The sequence below is a fragment of the Mesorhizobium sp. B2-3-11 genome (assembly GCF_006442215.1).
Classification (GTDB): Bacteria; Pseudomonadota; Alphaproteobacteria; order Rhizobiales; family Rhizobiaceae; genus Mesorhizobium; species Mesorhizobium salmacidum.
Window position 1 is genome coordinate 183,387 of sequence record NZ_VFVS01000003.1, and the last position, 18,533, is coordinate 201,919.

An 18,533-nucleotide genomic window follows, 5' to 3' on the forward strand; every position below is an offset into this window, starting at 1 on the left:
CGGCCCTCCCTCAGGATGTGGATTTGGTGTGGGTGACGGTGCCGGCCGTCAGGATGCGCAGCACCCTGATCGCCTCCTCGCCGCTGGTGCGTGGTTCGGCGCGCGTCTCGATGCACTGGATGAAATGCTCCAGTTCGCGCGTCAGCGGCATGCCCTGGGCAACCGCGACATAGGATGGCTCGTTGGTGGTGAACGCCCACTGGCCACTGTCCTGCCACACCGCGTGGCGGTAGACGGCGAGCTTGCGCTCCCATGGCTCGACATCGTCGAACACCGCCATCGCCTTGGTGCCGACCACGGTCAGCCGCCGCTCGCGATAGGGGTTGAGCCGCGACGTGAAAAGATGGCTGCGCAGGCCGTTGGGAAAGCGCATATGCAGATGCGCGAAATCGCTGAGATTGTCGAGGAGTGCCGCCCCCTCGCCGCGCACCTCGATCGGCTCGGTGCCGGTGATGGCCAGGATCATCGACAGATCGTGCGGCGCGAGGTCCCATAGCGCATCGTTCTCGGTATGGAACTTGCCGAGCCCCAGCCGGTGCGAATGGATGTAGCGGACCTCGCCGAGCTCGCCCTTGTCGATCAGGGCTTTGAGCGTCTCGAAGGCGGGATGGAAGCGCAGGACATGGCCAACCATGTAGACGCGGCCATTGTCCTTGGCCGCCCGCACCGCGCGCTCGGCATCCGGCACCGTCAGCGCGATCGGCTTTTCCACCAGCACGTCCTTGCCGTTCTCGACGGCGCGCACGGCAAGATCGGCATGGAACTGCGGCGGCAAGGCCATGATGATGGCGTCGATGTCATCGCGGACGAACAGCTGGTCCGGCGCGATCGCCAGGCAGTCCTGTTCGCTGGCGAAACCTTCGGCGCGGGCACGATTGGTGTCGGAAACCGCGTGCAACGCGCCGAGCGCCTTGAGGGTGCGGATGTGGTTGGAGCCCCAGTATCCGCAACCGAGGACTGCAATGCGCGGCTTCATCTGTTTCAAACTCTAAAAACTCGTGGCCGAGACATAGCGACGTGCCCCGTCGAACTCAACCCCGGCGGCTGCAAGCAGGTGTTCGCGCGGCAAAGCTTTTCTCCATGGAGAATATGCGCCGATATCGAATGCATCGAAGCTTGACAGGCTCGCCCTCCCAACCTTATATCCGCGCGACCTTGGCGAACGCCTCGAAATGCCTTTCGATTTAAGGCGGATTTCGGGCTTGTCGCCGCCCTGGCGGGGTAGCTCAGTTGGTTAGAGCACGGGAATCATAATCCTGGGGTCGGGGGTTCAAGTCCCTCTCCCGCTACCAACCTACTTATAAGCTATTGAAATCACAATAAAAACATGAGCATTTGGTAGCGCCCTGTCCGAAAAATCTTCAATGATTTCAGGGCCGAGCCTTGCTACCTTGTGGTGCCAACGAACGTCGCAAATGCGCCCGAAGCGGTCTTTGCAGAGCAGATGTTCTGATGTCGCCTTTGGGGCCGAAGGCGGAACGTCGACTCTCGGGATAATTGGGCAAAAAGCGGACCTTGCATTCGGCGGCCGGAAGCCGGGTGTTGATTGAGACACTCGGCCTAATTTAAGCCCAAGAGGATCTCGGCAAACCGGCTCATCATGAACCGGTCAGTGATATCACTTCAGCAGTGTCACCGTTCTGTCGACGGCGCTGGGGAAGCCGTTCAGCGAGAGCGCAAGGTTGGTCTCCTTGCCGCCGTCCGCGACCACCTTGACCTTGAGGCTTTTGCCCTCGCGCAGGGTTGCCAACGTCTCGGCATCAAAAGCCAAATCCACGATGCAGCCGCCCGGAAGGCAGGTGCGGAAGCGGAGCGGCGGCAGCACGAGACCGTCATCGATCTGCAGCGTCACGCCCTTTTCCAGCGCCAGGCCGAACGGCAGCACCAGCGTTCCCTGAACCGTCTCGCCTGCCGGGCGCAGTTCCATCGCCAGAACGCGTTGGCGCGACTGACTATCCGTCTGCTCCTGCGACAGAGCGCAGACCTTGACGCCGGCGTTGTTCTGGGTGGCGAGATTGCAGGAGACGGTCCAGTCCCCATGCCCTTCCCGCAGCGAGGTCGCCCCGCCGGGGAGACCGGAGGCGTCTTGCGCGAATGCGGCAGCAAAGGAAAGCAGGCTTGCGGCGATCAGCGTGGCATATCCAACTCGTCTGTTTCGTTTCATCTTGTTTCCATCTTTCAAAAATTCGGTCCGCCCAGGATGCGAACGGCAGAGAATGCGCACATCTGGGCGCATTCTGACCAGGCTGTGCCCGATGCCTCGTCGGCGCTGCTACCAGTGCACGCTGAAGCCAAGCTTGCCGCTTATGACATTGCTGTCGCCGAAGTTCGCCAGGCTCGTCTTGGCCAGCGCTTCGCCATAGACCGAGTACTTGCCGTCGCCAAAGTCGAGCGAGCCGCCGAGGCCGACGCCACCCCAGAACTTCTGGTTCTGGTTGACCAGCTTAACGCCCGAGACATCGACATCGGTCCCGTCGAGGAAGTCGTAGTAGAGATTGGCGATGCCGTAGACATGCGCCCGGCTCACCTGGCCGGCGCTGTCGGCCCACTGGTCCTCATAGTCGGCCGAGACTCCGAGGCGGCCGATCAGGCTGTCGCCGCTGCCGGGCGACACGACGGTGCCGAACGGATCGGTGAACTTGTCGAAGTCGACGGCCGAGTAGGAAAGCTGCGCCTGCGGGGTCAGCGACCAGTTGCCGCGCAGCGCGATCTTCTGACCGCTCTCGATGCTGAGCGCATAGCCGAAGCCCTTATTGCCATCGGCAAGCTTGCCCAGCACGGCCGAGTTGATGTCGCTGTCATACCAGGTCGCCTGGGCCTGGGTGTCGACGTAGAAGCCGCTGTTGCCGAACCAGGTCAGCGTGCCGCCAACACCATAGCCGGTGGCCGAGATCGAGCCGGTGCCGAAGAGCGACGAGACATCCGACGACACTGTGCCGTAGTGGACCGTGATGCCGCCCAACAGGATGCCGGCCTCGCTTTCATGCAGCAGGCCGTCGACGCCGGCGTTGAGCTTCCACGTCGTCACGTCGTAATCGGTGCCGGTGGTCGAAGTCTTGGGCTCGAACTTGCCGTGCGCGGCATCGATGCGGGCCCAGATGGCGTTGCCGTCGTCCGGACCCTGGCCCGGCACGTCCGCGCCCTGCGGGGTTGCGCCCTCGCCCCATGTCCGGTTGCCGGTGCGCTGCTGCAGCGTACCCAGTTCGTTGAAGCTCTGCAGCACGCCGGCATAGGCCTCGTAGAGCGGCGTGCTTGGCGCATAGAGCGGTCCGGTCTGGTTGATCAAGGTCGAGCGCAGATACCAGTCGCCGTCGGTCGGAGTGTTCACGCCGTTCTTGTAGAGCCGGTAGGCATAGGCGCCGCCGACGACAGCCTGGTTGCCCTGGAAGACATAGTTGCCGGCAAGCGTGAAGGTGCCGACCGAGCTGCTGGCGACGTCGACGATCTTGATGCCTTCGCTGGTCTGCGCGCCCGCGCCGCCAACATTGGTGACCGCAAGGATGCCGGAGCCGGAGGTGTTGCCATGCACGACCAGCTTGTCGGTCGCAGACGCATCGCCGCCGAGCGCGGCATTGATGAGGACCTTGCCGCCATTGCCGACATAGTCCCCGCTCACCGTGAGCACCGTACCGGGTGCCGCAGCACCAAGCCGAACCGCGCCGCTATTGCTGAGCGAGGCGACAGTCTGGTCAAAGCCGGCAAGGTCAAGCGTGCCGCCCGACTGCACCGTGAATGCTGACGTCGCGTTGAAGGCGCCGGCCTTGCCCGCCGCCAGGGTTCCGTCCTGCACGGTCGTCGCCCCGACATAGGTGCTGTTGCCGGCAAGGATCAGAGTGCCGTAGTCGACCTTGGTCAGCCCGGAGTTGCCAACAAGGTCGGACGCGATGGTCGCCTTGTAGCTGGCGCTGCCGCTGGTGCCGTCGCCGACATTGATGATCGCCGGTCCGCCGGTCAGGGTGATGGCGTCGCCCTGGATGCGGTAGCGGTCGGCGGCGAACTGCATGCCGTTGACGGTGACCGGCCCGTTGCCGTTGTCGACGGCCACGGTTCCGGGCGTGCCCTGGAATACGGCGAACTGGCCGTTGCTCCACGGCGCGTTGACCTCGCCGCCGGGGGTCGTCCAGTTGTCGCCTGTGCCGGCGACCTGCCAGGTGCCGTTGCCGCCGTTGACCACGCTGTTGTTCTTGGGGCCGGCATCGCCGTCCCAGAAGGTCAGCAGCTGCCCGGCCGTGTTGATGAGGTTGACCTGGTTGGCGATCGATGTCTGGACCGAGTAGTCGGGCGACGTCAGGGCGAGCCCATTGTCTGTCAGCGAGCCGTTGTAGTTGAACACGCGATAGACGCCTGGGCCGAAGCTGCCGCCGGCAGTCGGCGTGATGTTGAGGGTGCCGTCGAGCGTCAGATTGCCGCCGACATTGACGACGTCGTTCAGCGCGCCGCCGGGCGCGTTCGCCTGCCCGAAATTATACGCAAGACTGGTGCCGCCGCTGAGTATAAGGTTGCCGTTGATCGTCAGCGCGCCGGCGGCGTTGCCGCTGCCGCCGGGGCTGAGCGTGCTGCCATCCGCCATGGTGACATCGCCGCCAATGATGCCGGTGCCGCCGAGCGTCGCCCCGCCTGCCACCGAGGTCAGGCCAGTGGCGCCGGACTGGTTGCCGTTGACGAGCAAGGTGCCGCTGTTGACGTTGGTCGGCCCGCCATAGGTGTTGGCGGCGGTCAGGATCGTGGTGCCCGCGCCGATCTGGTTCAGGCCGCCCGCACCGGAGATGACGCCGCCGAAGGTGATGGCGTTCGAACGATCGAAGGCCAGCGTGCCATTGTCGACGACATTGCCGGCGAGGCTGCCGAGAGCGCCGCCATTGCCGACCTGCAGAATGCCTGCCGCAATGGTCGTGCCGCCCGTGTGCGTGGCATCGCTTGCCAGCACCAGCGTGCCGGTGCCGTCCTTGGTCAGCGCGCCGGCGCCGGCGATGCCGCCGGTCAATGTCGTCGTCGTGGCTGCATCGGTCAGGAAGGTGCCGGCGCCGGCGAGCGTGACCGCGCGGCCGGTCGTGATGTCGGCGGTGGTGTTGAGCGTGCCGCCGTTGAAGGACAAGCCGCCCGCCGCGTCGCCGAGATTGGCGTCCGACGCGATCTGCAGCGTGCCGCCGTTGATCGCGGTGCCGCCGGTGTAGCTGTTGGTGCCGGACAGCACCAGCGTGCCGAGGTCATCCTTGACCAGCTGGGTGTTGCCGGTGAGGTTGGAGGCAATGGTCGCCACATACGTGGCGCTGGCCGCGGTGCCATCGCCCACGCGGATGGTCGACTGCGGTCCGACCAAGGTGATGTCGCCGCCCTGGACCAGATAGCCGTCGGTGGCGAACTGCATGCCTGCAGCGCTGACCTGTCCCGGCAAATTGTCGACGGTGACGGTGCCGGCCGTGCCGGCGAAGATGGCGAAGGCGCCATCGGCATAAGGCGCGTTGATCGCACCTGTGCCTTCCGTCCAGTTGTCGTTGCCGTTCGAGTTCTGCCAGATGCCATTGCCGCCGTTGATGGCGCTGTTGTTCTTCGGACCGGCGTCGCCGTCCCAGAAGTTGAGCAGCAGGCCGGCGGTGTTGACCAGATTGACCTGGCTGGCGATCGAAGTTTGGACAAAGAAGTCCGGCGACGGGATCGTGCCGACGTCGAGGCCGTTGTCGGTCAGCGTGCCGCCATAGCTGATCACCCGGTAGATGCCGGGGCTGAAGGTGCCGCCGGGCGCGACGGCAACATTGATCGTGCCGTCGAGCGTCAGGTTGCCTGCGACCGCCGTCAGGTCGTTGAACGCGCCACCGGCGACATTGGCTTGGCCGAAATCGTAATTGAGGCTCGATCCGCCACTCAGCCCAAGCGCGCCGTTGATGGTGAGCGTGCCGGTCGCACCGGCAACGCCGGGGTTCATCGACCCACCATCGGCCACGCTGACGTCGCCGCCGATCGTGCCGGTGCCGCCGAGCGTGCCGCCGACACTGACCGAGGTCGGGCCGACGGCCGCCGACTGGTCGCCGTTGACGAAGAGCGTGCCGCCATCGACGACCGTCGGGCCCGCATAGCTGTTGTTGGCGGTGAGCGTCGTCGAGCCGCTGCCGAACTGCCGGATGCCGCCGCTGCCGCTGATGGTGCCGCCGAAAGTGATATCGTCCGATCGGTCGAAGGCCAGGGTGGCGTTATCGACGACGTCGCCAAGGATCGAGCCCGAGGCGGCGCCATTGCCGAGCTGCAGCGTGCCGGCGGAGATCGTCGTGCCACCGCTGTAGGTGCTGGCGGCGGTCAGGATCGTGGTGCCGGTGCCGATCTGGTTCAGGTTACCCGTGCCGGAGATCACGCCGCCGAACAACAAGCTATCGGAGCGGTCGAAGGCCAGCGTGCCGTTGTTGGTGATATTGCCGGCGAGGCTGCCGGAGGTGCCGCCATTGCCGACCTGCAGCGTGCCCGCGGCAATGGTCGTGCCGCCGCTATGGGTGGCATCGCTCGCCAGCACCAGTGTGCCGACGCCCTCCTTGGTCAGCGCACCCGCGCCGGTAACGCCGCCGGTCAATGTGGTGGTGGTGCCGCCATCGGTCAGGAAGGTGCCGGCGCCGGCGAGCGCGACCGCACGCGCGCTGGTGATATCGGCGGTGGTGTGGAGCGTGCCGCCGCCGAAGGTCAGGCCGCCCGCCGCATTGCCGAGATTGGCGTCCGACGCGATCTGCAGCGTGCCGCTGTTGATCGCCGTGCCGCCGCTGTAGCTGTTGGTGCCGGACAGCACCAGCGTGCCGAGATCGGTCTTCACCAACTGGCTGGCGCCGATGAGGTTGGCGGCGATGGTGGTTGTAAAGCCGGCGCTGGCCGCACTGCCGTCGCCGACGCGGATGATGCTCGAGCCGCTCACCAGCTCGATATCTGCGCCCTGGACCAGATAGCCATCGCTGGCGAACTGCATGCCCGTCGCCTGCACCTGGCCGTTGGTGTTGTCGACAGTGACGGTTCCCGCCGCACCCTGGAAAATGGCGAAGCTGGCGTTGGCGAAGGGCGCGGCGAAGGTGCCGCTGGCATCGGTCCAGTTCTGGTCGCCGGCGGCCTGCCAGGTGCCGTTGCCGCCGTTGACGATGCTGTTGGAGTGCGGACCGGCGTCGCCGTCCCAGTAGCTGAGCTGCAGCCCCGCCGAATTGACGAGGTTGACTTGGTTGGCGACCGAGGTCTGCACGAAATAGTCGGGCGACGTGACATCGAGCCCGTTGTCGGTTAGCGAGCCGCCATAGTTGAAGACGCGATAGACGCCGGGGCCGAAGATCCCGCCCGTCGTCTGCGTGACATTGAGCGTGCCGTCGAGCGTCAGGTTGCCGCCGATGTTGACGAGATCGTTCAGCGGCCCGCCCGGCACGTTCGCCTGGCCGAAATTGAAATTGGCGGCCGAGGTGTTGTTGAGGGTCAGCCCGCCATTGATGGTGAGCGTGCCTGGTGCGTTGCCGGCCTCGCCGGGGCTGAGCGTGCCGCCGTTCGCAATCGTGACGTTGCCGCCGACGGTGCCGGTGCCGCCGAGTGTCGCGTTCGAGCCGACGGTGGTGGTTCCGGTCGCACCGGACTGATCGCCGTCGACAAGCAGCGTGCCGGCAGTGACGAGGGTGCTTCCGGTGTAGCTGTTGCTGCCGGTCAGGACCCACGTGCCGAGACCCGACTTGACTAGGGTTGTCGGACCGCCGGTGTCGCCAAGAACGGAAGACAGCGCATTTGCGCCTGTGTTGCTACCGGTCAGGGTCAGGGTACGTGCGCCCGCGCCGCTGAGAGCGACTGAACCGGTGTCGCTGAAGGTCAAGGCTCCGCTGCCGGACGCGTCGATGGCGCCGCCATTCGTCGTCAGGGTGAATTGACGGTTCGTGCTCACGCCGCTTCCCGTATATTGCAGCATGCCGCCGTCCAGAATCAGATTGGTGGCGGCGCTGGCGGAGGCTCCGATGCCGCTGGCGGCGCCGCCGTTGGCAAGCAGCGGGGTGCTCAGAACACCGCGGGAGATTCTGGTCGCGCCGACATAAGTGCTGGCGCCGGACAGGATTTGGGTGCCGGTGCCCACCTTGGTGACACCGACCACGTTGGTCTTGCCGCTGCCGCGGATGATGCGGCCGCTGAACAGTCCGTCGGCGTTGGTATTTCCCAGTATGATGGTCGAGCCAAAATTGCCGCTGGGCTGGCGATTAGCGACAATGATGCCGCTTCCGGACAGCGCGCCCAAATTGAAGGCGCTCGTGAGAAATCCCGAACCTATGCCCTGATCGGCCAATTCGATGGTGCCATTGAGCACGACATTCGTATTGATCAGGGCATTGCTTGTGGCTGGTCCCCCAAGGGCCAGACCGCTGCCGGCGCCGGCGGCGCCATTCGCGATGCCGTTGATGACCAGCGTGCCGCTGAAGGTGCTGTTGTTGTTGCGCAGTGCCACGGAGTTGCCCGCATTGGCCGCGTTGATGGTGACCGTCCCGCTGCCCTTCAAGCCGCCGTCCAGGTAAAGCCCCCGGCCCGTGCCGGGAGTACTGACGTTGATCGACGTGTTGCCGGTGGTGGTCACGGCTCCGCTCAACACGACGGTGCCCGATGGATTGATGTTTTCCAACATCGCGCCATCGTTGAGGGTGACGGGGGCGACGGCTGTTACGGATGTGGTGCCGGTGAAAGTCAGTGTAGCAGCGGAATTGACCGTGGTCGCGGAAACAAAGCCGGTTACGTTGCTCAGAACTAACTTTCCGGCATCAACGATGGTCGCCCCCGTGTAAGTCTGGGTGCCGGAAAAAGTGAGCGTCCCCACCCCCGATTTCACCAAGGTGGCGGAGCCGGAGATCGCCGAACTGATCGCCGCCGACACCCCGGCATCCGTCGTGATCGTGGGCGTGGCCCCGCTTAGGGCCAGCGTACCGCCGGTGACCGTATAGCCGGTGGTGTTGAAGGTCGCGCCTGCCGTCGAAACCGTACCACTCACGGTCACGGTGCCTGCGGTCCCGCCAAATATGGCGGTGTCTCCACCCGCCCACGGCACCGCAGTCGAGCCATCGAACCAATTGCTGGTGCTGGTGTCCCAAGTGCCAGAGCCGCCGGCGCCGGTCGGGCCGAAACTCAGGGTCTGCGCGCCTGCCGATGTAAGTGCCGTGGCCGATAGAAGCAACGTCAGGGCCGACGCTTTTGTCGTGGCGGTCGCCAATTGGGCCAAATGTGGCGCAAAGCTTGCCACGTGACCCTTCCGTTTGGTCATCCGGCCCCCGCGCATCGGCCATGAGCCAAAGGCCCGAGACCCGGCTTCAGCCAAGCGCGTCCCGCGCTCTAGGGTTTCAGCTGAATTGTCCTGGGTTCCGCTCATTCTTTCCCCTTGGCGCCAGCCTGACGGGTCTCCCGACCACCGGTCGCGATCTGGCGCGCGCATGCAATTTCAATTCGGAAATGGACGGGTGTGCTAGACAGCGGCGCCTTGTCCGCGCGGCTGCCGTTCGGCGATCCTCGGTATGAGGCAAGGTCCCCCATTCTCCGCGGCACCTTCGGCTCAAGCACAAGTGCGATGATCGCGCCCACCAATGCGCTGGTAGCATGAAACCCCTCAAGCTTTCAATCGCCTCAAGAAGCCATGATTCCCACATTTAGTATTTCAGGAAAATGCGGCGCCGTTACAAAAACAACGAGGAAGACCTAAGCGGTAGTTAATCCCTTCATTGCATTAGCGACAACTTGTATAATAGGCACGAAAGCAGCCTCGGAATGCGCTCGGTGACTTCACGCTGTCAGGCACGCACATTGAGTGGCTTTGGCTCGAGAAGCCGCACTGATGAGCAACCCCGCGATCGTCAAGGCGATGTCGGCGAGCAACGTCTCGGCTAAGTTCAGCCGATCGCCGGTGTCGCCTCCACCCATCGATGGGAGAACATCCGCGTTTTGTCCGTCGGCACGGAGACCAAGGTCTTGGACTCGATCAAGGCGCCCGAAAATGCAGGGCTCCTGCGCTGGGTCTGCAGGGGACTGCGCAAGGCGCCGATGATTTTTCATGCAGCGGCGAAGGCACAGCCTCACAACGCCCTTGGATAGGCCTACAAGCAGGACGTCGTCCGGATCGATCCTCCGGAATCGGAGAACCCCACCGGCTCGAGGAAGTCGAGCGCGCGGTGACGGATCTGCTCCGGCTGGCGCGTTCGCATGCCGAGGCGACCGGGCACTACATCAATCAGATATTCCTTGGAGACACGGCGGACTGCTTCGTGAGTTGCCCTGTCATTGTGTCCGAATCAACCGCTGCATTGACGGCTGCTTTTTGGGATAACCAACTGCTCGTTGGAACGGCTGACATGAGGCGCGAAGCCGCCGTTCGCGTCGTGGACAACGTACGTCGACTTCGGGTCAGACTTTCCGCTCCCCGCCCAATCTTTGCCGCACCGCCACACGTCCATCACGCTCAACACCGTAGAAAATATCGCAGGGTTTCAGAGTGGGGGGAAAGGCGTTAGCGCTCTCCCGCTACCAAAATCCATTCAACTATTGCCACGTGCGATAAAGCGGCGCCAGCCGCCGAATGAGGAGATGTCGGAGGCACCGTCCAAGCCCGCGCCTTCGACCAGAAAACCCTTGGCGGGGGTGCCGTCGTCGAGTTCGACCGTGCCGATGCCGAGCGGAGCCGGAATAGCGGCGACGAAACGGCCGAAAGCCTCAGGCCCAAGCCGCCAGACCTCGACGTCGATCCGCATGCCGCCATCGGCAACGCGGATCAGACCGGGCTTGGGCACGGACTGGCCGACCAATGCATAGAGCTTGTAAGCGGCGGCGGTCCTGGTCGCGCGCAGGAAGTGCGCGCCGAGCTGGTTGAGCTGGCCGTTGAGCGGCATGCCCGACAGATGCGCGCCGACCACCACCAGGTCGATCATGCCGTCGCATGGCGGCACGGCGGCCGGCCGCGGGCCGGGCTCCGGCCAACCCGTTGCGCCGAGCGGCAGGCCGCTCTGCGCATGCAGGTCGCGGGCGAGCATCGCCGTCAGCGCATCGCGGCCGGCCGGCGCCAAGAACGTGACGCTCATCGGCAGGCCGTCGCCGCGTTTGCCTGTCGGCACGGCGACGCCGCACATATCGAGCAAGTTGACGAAGTTGGTGTAGGTGCCAAGCCGGCTGTTGGTGGCAACCGGATCGGCAAGCACCGCGGCTGTGGTGTAATGCGTAGGCGCGGTCGGCACGCAGAACAGGTCGACCGAGGCGACGACCGGGGCGAGCTTCGCCTTGTAGGCTTGCAAGGCATAGACGCCGCGAAAGGCGTCGGCCGCCGAAAGGCTTCTGGCGCCGCCGATGATCTTGCGCGTCACCGGATGCATGGCGGCCTCGTTGGCGTCCATGAAGTCGCTGATCGCCGCGTAGCGCTCGGCGACCCAGGCGCCCTCGTAGAGAAGATTGGCGGTGGCGTAGAAATCGCTGAACGGAATTTCGACCAGCCGGCAGCCAAGCGTTTCCAGAAGGCCAAGTGCTGCCTCGAAGCCGGCCTGCATCGGGGCGTCGCCGAAGAACTTCAGGAGCACCTCGCCTCGATGTTCGAGAGCATGGCCGAGCTGGAGGGCATATGCGCGCGCTTCTGCGCCGAGCGCATGGCCGGCAGCGAGCGCCGCGCGCTCGAGACCGAGCATCAGGCCTCGGCGCGGCTGGTACGGCTGGGTGCCGAGGAAGACTATGAGTACTTCAACACCGAGTTCCACAGCCGGCTCTATCGCGGTGCCCACAGCACGTACATCTACGAGTTGACCGCGATGACGCGCAGCCGGCTGGCCCCCTTTCGCCGGGCCCAGTTCAGGCTGGCCGGACGCCTGGCGAAATCCTGGCAGGAGCACGACGCCAACGTCACCGCGATCCTGCGTGGCGATGGCCCAGCTGCGGGCAAGGCCGCCATGGAACACGTGTCCATCGTCAGTGAAGCGAGCGCCGTGTTTGTGGTTGACGACCAGGCGCGAGCCGCGCCGCTACACCCTTAGAGGCATATCGAGAAGAAATGGTTCCACCCGGCCGCACTGCGCCCATTGGCCTGGTCGTAGCCAGGGCCGGGATCCGCTTTCAGGGTCGATTGATTGCGCGGCCGCCGTCGCGATCGACGTCCTTGGGTGCGTATTCGCCTGCATTGACGTCGAAGCCGGTCCAGCCATCCGCCTCGTACATCCTACGGCGTTCAGCCAGGTCGACCGATCGAGACTGACCCAAAATCTCCTCGGCATTCGGCACGAGTTCGTCGTCCACCTTGGCCGTCACCAAGGTGCCGCCGCGGCGTACACCTTCCGCATAGATGTGCGCATCGCGCTCGGGCACGCCCGACTCTGTCAGACCACCGATAATGCCGCCGGCCGCTCCACCAGCCACGGCGCCGGCAACCGCCCCCGCGGCGGTCGCGGCGAGCCATCCGGCCGCGACCACCGGGCCGACACCCGGGATGGCCATGACGCCCAGCCCCGTGAGCAGGCCCCCGGCACCGCCGATCACAGCTCCGATTCCCGCGCCGCTGCCAGCGTCTTCGACGGCCTCGGAACGGTTTGCCTCATACCATTCATCCGAGTTGTTGGCGACGATGCTGATATTGGAATGTGGGACGCCCGTCGCCTCGAGCTCGCCGACCGCATCGGCCGCGTCGTCATAATTGTCGAACAGTCCGGTTACCGTCTTCATGTGATTTCTCCTGATCCATGCTCACTTGCTCGAGGCAACGACGTTGCCCTGGTAGTCGACCCCTACGTTGAGGTTTTCGCCTCCTTTGGCCGCCTGGCCGCGCCAGATGCCCTGGTCGTCCTTGGTAAGCTTCGATACGTTCGAATATCCCGCATTCTCGATCCGGCTCTTGGCCTGGGCTTCGGTGAAGCTGTTTGCGCCGGGGACGAGAGCGGCGGCGTTGGGAATATTGTCGGTCTTCACCGCCGGCGTTGTCGCTCCCGTGATGGCGTCTTGCCTGGCGGCGATCTTCTCGATCGTCTGCTGGTGCATCTTCAACGTACCGACCGTTTGCTGGGCAAAAGTCTTGAGTGCGGCGTTGTCACCGCCGCTGGCATAATTTTCAAACAGCTTGACGGCGTCGTCATGCGCGTTGCGCTGCAGGTCGACGTAAGCCGGATCCATCGGCCCCTGCGCATTCTTGAGCTTGTCCAGATCGCCCTGGTGCTGGGCATCGAGCGCCGGCGGTACTTTCAGTTTCTGTTCGCCCGCGATCGTTTCCAGCTTGGCGTTGGCGGCGCCATGGTCCCGGATCATCATCTGGGCAAAATCCTTGATGCGTTGGTCCTGAACCTTGTCCAGGGCAATCTGGCTCGAGTCGACCTCGAACTTGCCGCCGACGGCAGCCTTGTCGACGAAATCCTGGGCGCTGTCGGCAGCAAAGGCGGGCATTGCGAGAACAGTGCAAGCAACTGCGAAGGAGGCGAGAAGATGTCGTGTTTTCATCGGCTTTGTCCTTGTCGGTGAGCGAATTTGCGTTGCGACCTAACAAGCCGGGATGCGCTTTGTTCCCCCATCGAGACGGCATGCCAGCGGACCATTCAGCGGCAAAATCCGTGAACGAGCCGTCGGGCGTGGCTGCAAAAAAACGCCGTGAAAACCGAGTGATTCCAGGCATCGCTATTCCAACGCCAAGTACGCTGGAACAAATCGGCGGTCGCGGAGTTAGCGTGCGGTCTGCGCGGCTCGTCCTTGGGCAGGCATTGTAAAGCAACGGGGCAGGTCTTGGAGGGGCAGGTGCGTGCGGGCCATTTCAGAAAGCCGATCATCATTCAACCTGGCCGCATTGACCGAGACAGGGTCGTGGTCTCTGTGTCCGATGCCGCTGAAGTGCTGCTGCGGGACTGGCCAGAGCCGAAATCCGAAATGCGTCTTGCCGCGCTCAGGGCGTGCCTTGCCGTGATGCGTGGCGAAAAGCCTCCAAAGGTCGCAAGACAGGCGTTCATCGTTGCGGCCAAGGACGCCAGGATTCTGCTCGAGCAAATATAGCCGTCTCAAAACCACCGCTGCCGATTTGGCAGAGTTTGGTTCGAAAGAGAGAGGTCATGGCCAAGATGTCAGATCCTACCCCTGCCTCTGCCAGAGGCGAGATTGAGGCGGGAGCGACGCAGGACAAAACGCCAGGCTTCGATCCCGCCATTGTCCCGCTGGAGACCGACGCCGAGGCGGCCGACACACAAAATCCGATCGCTGGAGCAGAGCCGCCACGTTCCCGGCCAAAATTCGAGAACGACGCCAGCTTCGCCAATGCGATGCGGCCGATCGAAAGCGAACCGGAACTGCGGCCTCGCGGCAACTGGCCGCTGTTTGTCATTGCAGCTGTCGTTTTGATAGCCGCCGCGGTCTTTCTGGCCGCGAGCATGCTGCGCTGAAGATATTCACGACGATGCGCGGCGGCGACCTATTCGCGACGATCGGGTGCGCTCTTCATGCCGGAGAGTTCGGTCATCGGGCACAGCAGCCGCGGGCGCGCCGGGTCGGAGATGTCGAGCTTGTCCCAAGGGATGCGGTACAGACCATCGCGGCGGCGCAGCCGAAACAGATCGAGCACCGCCACGCCTATGGCCGACGCAGAAAGACGCTCGAAAGCAGCGTGGATGCCGACGTGGAATTCGGTAACGACGAAATCGTCGCCATCCCGTTCAGCGCGGATTTCCTCGATGTAGCCGATGCTTTTGCCTCGCTGCGACAGCACGCGTCGCCCAGCCAGACGTTCGAGATTGACGATGGTCATCATCAAGCTCCCGGAATGCGCCCGATGATATGATCGCGCAACCAGTCCTGCCAGGCGAAGATCGACGTCTGACGCACATCCACATCGAACTCGATGTCGGTGCCGATATCCCTCACCTTGTGCCAGGCGATCCGATGCGGCTCGCCATGGCGCTTGCCACCCAGCTTTGCCGCGAGTCGCGCCACCCATCGTCCGGGTCCTGCGCCGAGGCGGCGCGCCAAAGTGATAGAGCCGAGTTCGATCGCAATGATCCTTGGCGGCTTGCCCTGCCGCAACTCCGCCATCAGCCCATCGATCTTGCCGATCTTGACTTGTTCGCGGTCAACCACCTGCTTGTCCAGGAGATCACGCAGCAATTTCATCATGTGCCTCCGAATATCTGCAGCGGGATCGTCACCACGGCCAGCACAAAGCCGAGCGCGATGATGAAGATGACCGCGGCGTTGGAGAGAATGCCGTTGCGATGCTCGCCGACGTAGCGTTTGTCGTTCAGCAGAAACAGGAATGGAACCACGGTTAGCGGCAGGCTGGCCGCCGTCAGCGCCATGGAAAAGATGGTGAGCCTCAGCGGATCGAGACCAAGCATGATGGGGATGGCGGCAAGAAACAACGATACCGTGTACACCGCGCTGAACCCTGGGTTGTCGCGCGGCTTGCGGTCCTCGCCCCACGTCCAGCCGAAGCCTTGAGCCACGAGGTAAGCTTGCTGCAGCCCGACTTCGAGCGTAGCGCCGAAGCAGGCAATGGCGAGAGAGGCTACGAACAGGACGAAACCCCAGAAGCCGAATACCGGGATCAGCATCAACGGCAATTGGTGATAATCGTCCACCTGGTCGATGCCGTGCGTCGCCAGCACGAGGGCCGCCACGATCAGCACGCCGACCGAAATGGTGCCGCCGAAAGACATCCCCAGTCCCGCTATGGCCCGATTGGCACCGAGATAGCTCTTGTCCCACTGGTCCTCGATGGCCCCGGAGGAATAGAACATGAACAGGTACGGCGATATCGAAGCGCCGAGAATGCTGACCGCCATGAACCAGTAACTGGCGGTGTCGTGGGCTGGCAGCGAAGGCACGGCGCCAGCAGCGACCGCTGTCCAGTCGGGTTTCAGCATCACGGCCGCGACGACGAAACACAAGGTCACCAGGCCGAGCATCGACACGCCTTTCTCGATGAGGCCGAACGTGCCTTTCCAGAGCAGCAGCCACGCCAGAAAAGCCACCGGCAGCGCCCACCACTGGAAGCCTATGCCGGTGGCAAGTTCGAGTGCGATGGCAACGCCGCCGATCTCGGCGGAGAGCACCATGAGACTGAGCAAGAAGGTGGCAAGCAACGGCCACACAAAGACGTTGAAGCCAAATCTCTCGCGAATGCCATCGCAGATCGTGTGATGGCTCACCGCCGCGAACCTGCCGGCCATTTCCACCAGAAAGATGATGCAGATGGTGCCGAGCACCACGGCCCAGATCAGTTGGAAACCGAAAGTCGCGCCTGCCTGCGCCGCCGTCGCCATCGATCCGACTTCGAGGAAGCCGCCAACGCTGGTAACGACGCCGAGCGATATTTCCACGAGCTTCTTCATGGCTTCGGCGCGAAATATTTTGCATAGGCGGTGGCAAGCGAGCGCGAGGCAAGTTGAAGATCCTGTTTTGCTTTCTGGACCCCCGCTCGGTTGCCTGCCTGCAATCCCGCCCCGGCGTGAGCCACCGCGACCGACAGATCCTTGACCGCTGTCGCCAATGCAGCCTGCTCGGCGGGTTCGGCCGTTTCGGCCGATCGGATTTGCGCCTCGGCATCGGCCAGTGTCTTGCCGACCGATTGCAGCGTGCCAGCGGTGTATGCGAACGGCGCCGCACCGCTTGTCCAGGCATCGAGCACCCTCGATGCGGTCTGTGCGGCGGATGCCGCAGTTTGTGATTGCTGCTCGATCCGATCGGAAGACGAGCATCCCGCCGAAATGCCCAGAAGCAACAGGACGCACAGATAATCCAGCCTGAGATGACGGCCACTGAAGGTCAAAGCCGGCGTTTGGTGCGCCACAGCAACAGTCTCCCCGCAACCGAAGCGAATCGTGATCGGCATGAATTGATCTAGAGTGCCCCGTGTGCCCGTCAATCAATGATCGCACGCGTGCCATCGCAAGACATGGACCATGACAGGGAACCGCCGGCCACGATTGAAACCAACTCAAGCGGAACAAACGATCGCTTGCGGTATTTGGAATACGAGGCGAACCGACCTCAACCCGTCCTGATCACCACATCGACGTGGATGAACTGCTGGCACGGAGGATTCCGCAATGCCTCGTCTCATAGCCTGGATAGTGATCGTGGCGGTCGTGATCATCGCGGCCTGGTTGTGGTTCAGCGACCACAAAGCGAGCAACGGGAGCCAACCCGCGCCCCACGCGATAGACCAGAACGGCTAGTTCAATCCTGCTCGGCCGCGCCTGGAGGGTTCTCGACCCTGTATTCGTGGACCAGGCCGAGAACCTGACTTCTCACTGTCTCGCGCGCTTCGGGCTGAATGAAAGGCATCAGCCGCTCGACGGTTTCGACGACCGCACGCGGCAGATCCGCAACGGCATCGGTAAGCGCGCTGCCATGTTCATACATGTTGTCCGTCAGCTTCTTGTCCAGATCGGAAAGTATGCCCATCACCACACTCCATGTCCGTGTCACCCTCTGATAATGGGCAGTCCGGCAGAGATGTTCCGCACAGGGCGCCAGCACCCAGACGGCTGGGACATCGTTTCCGCTGAGCGCTTCACCGCAAGGTCGTCTGGCCCGGGTCGCGTCGTCTGGCTTTCGGTGGAATGAGCCTGCCGGCATTGGCACGTAACCCCCTGACGAATTCTTCCAGATAAGGGAGCAGTTCGAAAAGCAGGATCACGGCCATCACGCAGACGATATAAGTCACCGGCAGCGGCTGCGATTTCCAGGCAAAATCAAAGCGCGCGGTTTCCCGTCCTGCCCCGAACAATGCGAGAAACTGTCCCCAATGAAGGGACACGACGCTGACCAGCCCCATCAGCGGGATCATCTCCAGAAAGCTGTGCACATGCTGTTCGATCGGCGTTACCGTGCGCGCCGATGTGGCGTAGCGAACGTCCCACATCGCGGTGGCCTCATGAATGAAGAAGGTGACGATCATGATGGCCATGACCAGGGCGTTCACGTCGAGGAACATGGCGGCAAGCAGCGGTATGCCGACCTCGATGAACATCAGGAGATGGATCAACGATTCCTTGGCGCCGGTCGTCGATTCGATATGCGAAGCGCGATGGCAGAGCCAGTCTGCAAAACCAGCGACCAACCAGACCGGGAGAAGAAAATACATCAGGATCAGAACGGTGGGATCTGACAGCACAACGTCCTCTCGTCCGAGTTCATTTGAAGGATAGCGACACTGGTGAGCCAAGCTGCGTTTGTCGGGTAGCGGTCAATCACTGCTGCCCCGGCATTTCGGTATTTTCCTTGGGATTTTTCTGGACGCCCGCGGCCGGAGAGGTATCCGCGGGAGCGTTGCCGCCCTGGTTCTGCTCAGGCGCCCGTTTCAGGGGCGAGGTGCGCCAGCCCATGTCAACGTAGTGAAAACCGATCAGGAAACCGATGATAATGACCGCGGCTATCGCCAGCGAGATTACCGCGTTGCGTCGCTCCATCGTGCTGCTCCCTTCCGTTGCCGAACAGCCAATGACCAAAATAGTTCCACACGCAGGCGCGAACCGATGCCGAGGCACCGGTTATCGTTCGCCTGGCAAGCGCGGCCGAATTGCACCAGCGACGTTCGCCTCACGAACTCGGGAACAATCAAGCAG

General features: G+C 63.4%; 14 protein-coding genes, 1 tRNA gene and 2 pseudogenes. 4 read left to right on the plus strand and 13 right to left on the minus strand.

Annotated elements, in window-relative coordinates:
- Positions 1-10 precede the first annotated feature (10 nt).
- Positions 11-976 (minus strand): Gfo/Idh/MocA family oxidoreductase, encoded by a 966-nt coding sequence (locus tag FJ960_RS06315; RefSeq protein ID WP_140712574.1) that lies wholly within the window; start codon positions 974-976, stop codon positions 11-13.
- 239 nt (positions 977-1,215) lie between these two features.
- Here FJ960_RS06315 and FJ960_RS06320 point away from each other — a divergent pair.
- Positions 1,216-1,292 (plus strand) — tRNA-Met (locus FJ960_RS06320).
- Positions 1,293-1,618: 326 nt separating this feature from the next.
- Here the strand turns inward: FJ960_RS06320 and FJ960_RS06325 are convergent.
- The 3 genes and pseudogenes from FJ960_RS06325 to FJ960_RS06340 all read right to left on the minus strand — a co-directional run.
- Positions 1,619-2,224 (minus strand): invasion associated locus B family protein, encoded by a 606-nt coding sequence (locus FJ960_RS06325; RefSeq protein ID WP_246672640.1) that lies wholly within the window; start codon positions 2,222-2,224, stop codon positions 1,619-1,621.
- A gap of 48 nt (positions 2,225-2,272) precedes the next feature.
- The gene (locus FJ960_RS06330; protein ID WP_181174158.1) at positions 2,273-9,220 is read right to left on the minus strand and encodes an autotransporter outer membrane beta-barrel domain-containing protein; all 6,948 of its coding nucleotides are present in this window, start codon (positions 9,218-9,220) and stop codon (positions 2,273-2,275) included.
- 1,282 nt (positions 9,221-10,502) lie between these two features.
- Positions 10,503-11,525 (minus strand): annotated as a pseudogene (locus tag FJ960_RS06340) (amidase family protein); the annotation flags it as partial.
- Here FJ960_RS06340 and FJ960_RS06345 point away from each other — a divergent pair.
- Positions 11,499-11,978 (plus strand): annotated as a pseudogene (locus tag FJ960_RS06345) (FCD domain-containing protein); the annotation flags it as partial. The pseudogenes FJ960_RS06340 and FJ960_RS06345 overlap by 27 nt on opposite strands.
- A 79-nt stretch (positions 11,979-12,057) precedes the next feature.
- Here the strand turns inward: FJ960_RS06345 and FJ960_RS06350 are convergent.
- Together FJ960_RS06350 and FJ960_RS06355 are read right to left on the minus strand one after the other, a co-directional pair.
- Positions 12,058-12,660, minus strand: coding sequence for a general stress protein (locus FJ960_RS06350; RefSeq protein WP_140712578.1), 603 nt, complete (start codon positions 12,658-12,660; stop codon positions 12,058-12,060).
- A gap of 21 nt (positions 12,661-12,681) precedes the next feature.
- Positions 12,682-13,425: a DUF4142 domain-containing protein gene (locus FJ960_RS06355; RefSeq protein WP_140712580.1), complete on the minus strand. Its 744-nt coding sequence runs from the start codon at positions 13,423-13,425 to the stop codon at positions 12,682-12,684.
- 291 nt (positions 13,426-13,716) lie between these two features.
- On the opposite strand from FJ960_RS06355, the gene FJ960_RS06360 reads away from it, so the two are divergent.
- Together FJ960_RS06360 and FJ960_RS06365 are read left to right on the plus strand one after the other, a co-directional pair.
- Entirely contained in the window at positions 13,717-13,968 is a 252-nt protein-coding gene (locus FJ960_RS06360) for a DUF982 domain-containing protein (protein WP_140712582.1), read from the plus strand.
- A gap of 56 nt (positions 13,969-14,024) precedes the next feature.
- Complete coding sequence (locus FJ960_RS06365) at positions 14,025-14,351, plus strand: hypothetical protein (protein WP_140712584.1); 327 nt, start codon at positions 14,025-14,027, stop codon at positions 14,349-14,351.
- Between the two features lie 29 nt (positions 14,352-14,380).
- Here the strand turns inward: FJ960_RS06365 and FJ960_RS06370 are convergent, their stop codons facing one another.
- The 7 genes from FJ960_RS06370 to FJ960_RS06400 all read right to left on the minus strand — a co-directional run bounded on the left by FJ960_RS06370 (position 14,381) and on the right by FJ960_RS06400 (position 18,377).
- Positions 14,381-14,713: a hypothetical protein gene (locus FJ960_RS06370; RefSeq protein WP_027144357.1), complete on the minus strand. Its 333-nt coding sequence runs from the start codon at positions 14,711-14,713 to the stop codon at positions 14,381-14,383.
- Positions 14,714-14,715: 2 nt separating this feature from the next.
- Positions 14,716-15,075 (minus strand): hypothetical protein, encoded by a 360-nt coding sequence (locus tag FJ960_RS06375; protein ID WP_140712586.1) that lies wholly within the window; start codon positions 15,073-15,075, stop codon positions 14,716-14,718.
- On the minus strand, positions 15,075-16,295 hold the full coding sequence (locus FJ960_RS06380) for a divalent metal cation transporter (protein WP_140712588.1): 1,221 nt from the start codon (positions 16,293-16,295) through the stop codon (positions 15,075-15,077). The genes FJ960_RS06375 and FJ960_RS06380 overlap by 1 nt, the downstream gene beginning before the upstream one ends.
- On the minus strand, positions 16,292-16,753 hold the full coding sequence (locus FJ960_RS06385; protein WP_140712590.1) for a hypothetical protein: 462 nt from the start codon (positions 16,751-16,753) through the stop codon (positions 16,292-16,294). Before FJ960_RS06385 ends, FJ960_RS06380 begins: the two co-directional genes overlap by 4 nt.
- Positions 16,754-17,142: 389 nt before the next feature.
- Entirely contained in the window at positions 17,143-17,370 is a 228-nt protein-coding gene (locus FJ960_RS06390) for a hypothetical protein (RefSeq protein WP_181165822.1), read from the minus strand.
- 109 nt (positions 17,371-17,479) lie between these two features.
- Complete coding sequence (locus FJ960_RS06395) at positions 17,480-18,082, minus strand: diguanylate cyclase (protein ID WP_140712594.1); 603 nt, start codon at positions 18,080-18,082, stop codon at positions 17,480-17,482.
- Positions 18,083-18,158: 76 nt separating this feature from the next.
- On the minus strand, positions 18,159-18,377 hold the full coding sequence (locus tag FJ960_RS06400) for a hypothetical protein (RefSeq protein ID WP_027144351.1): 219 nt from the start codon (positions 18,375-18,377) through the stop codon (positions 18,159-18,161).
- Between the last annotated feature and the right edge of the window lie 156 nt (positions 18,378-18,533).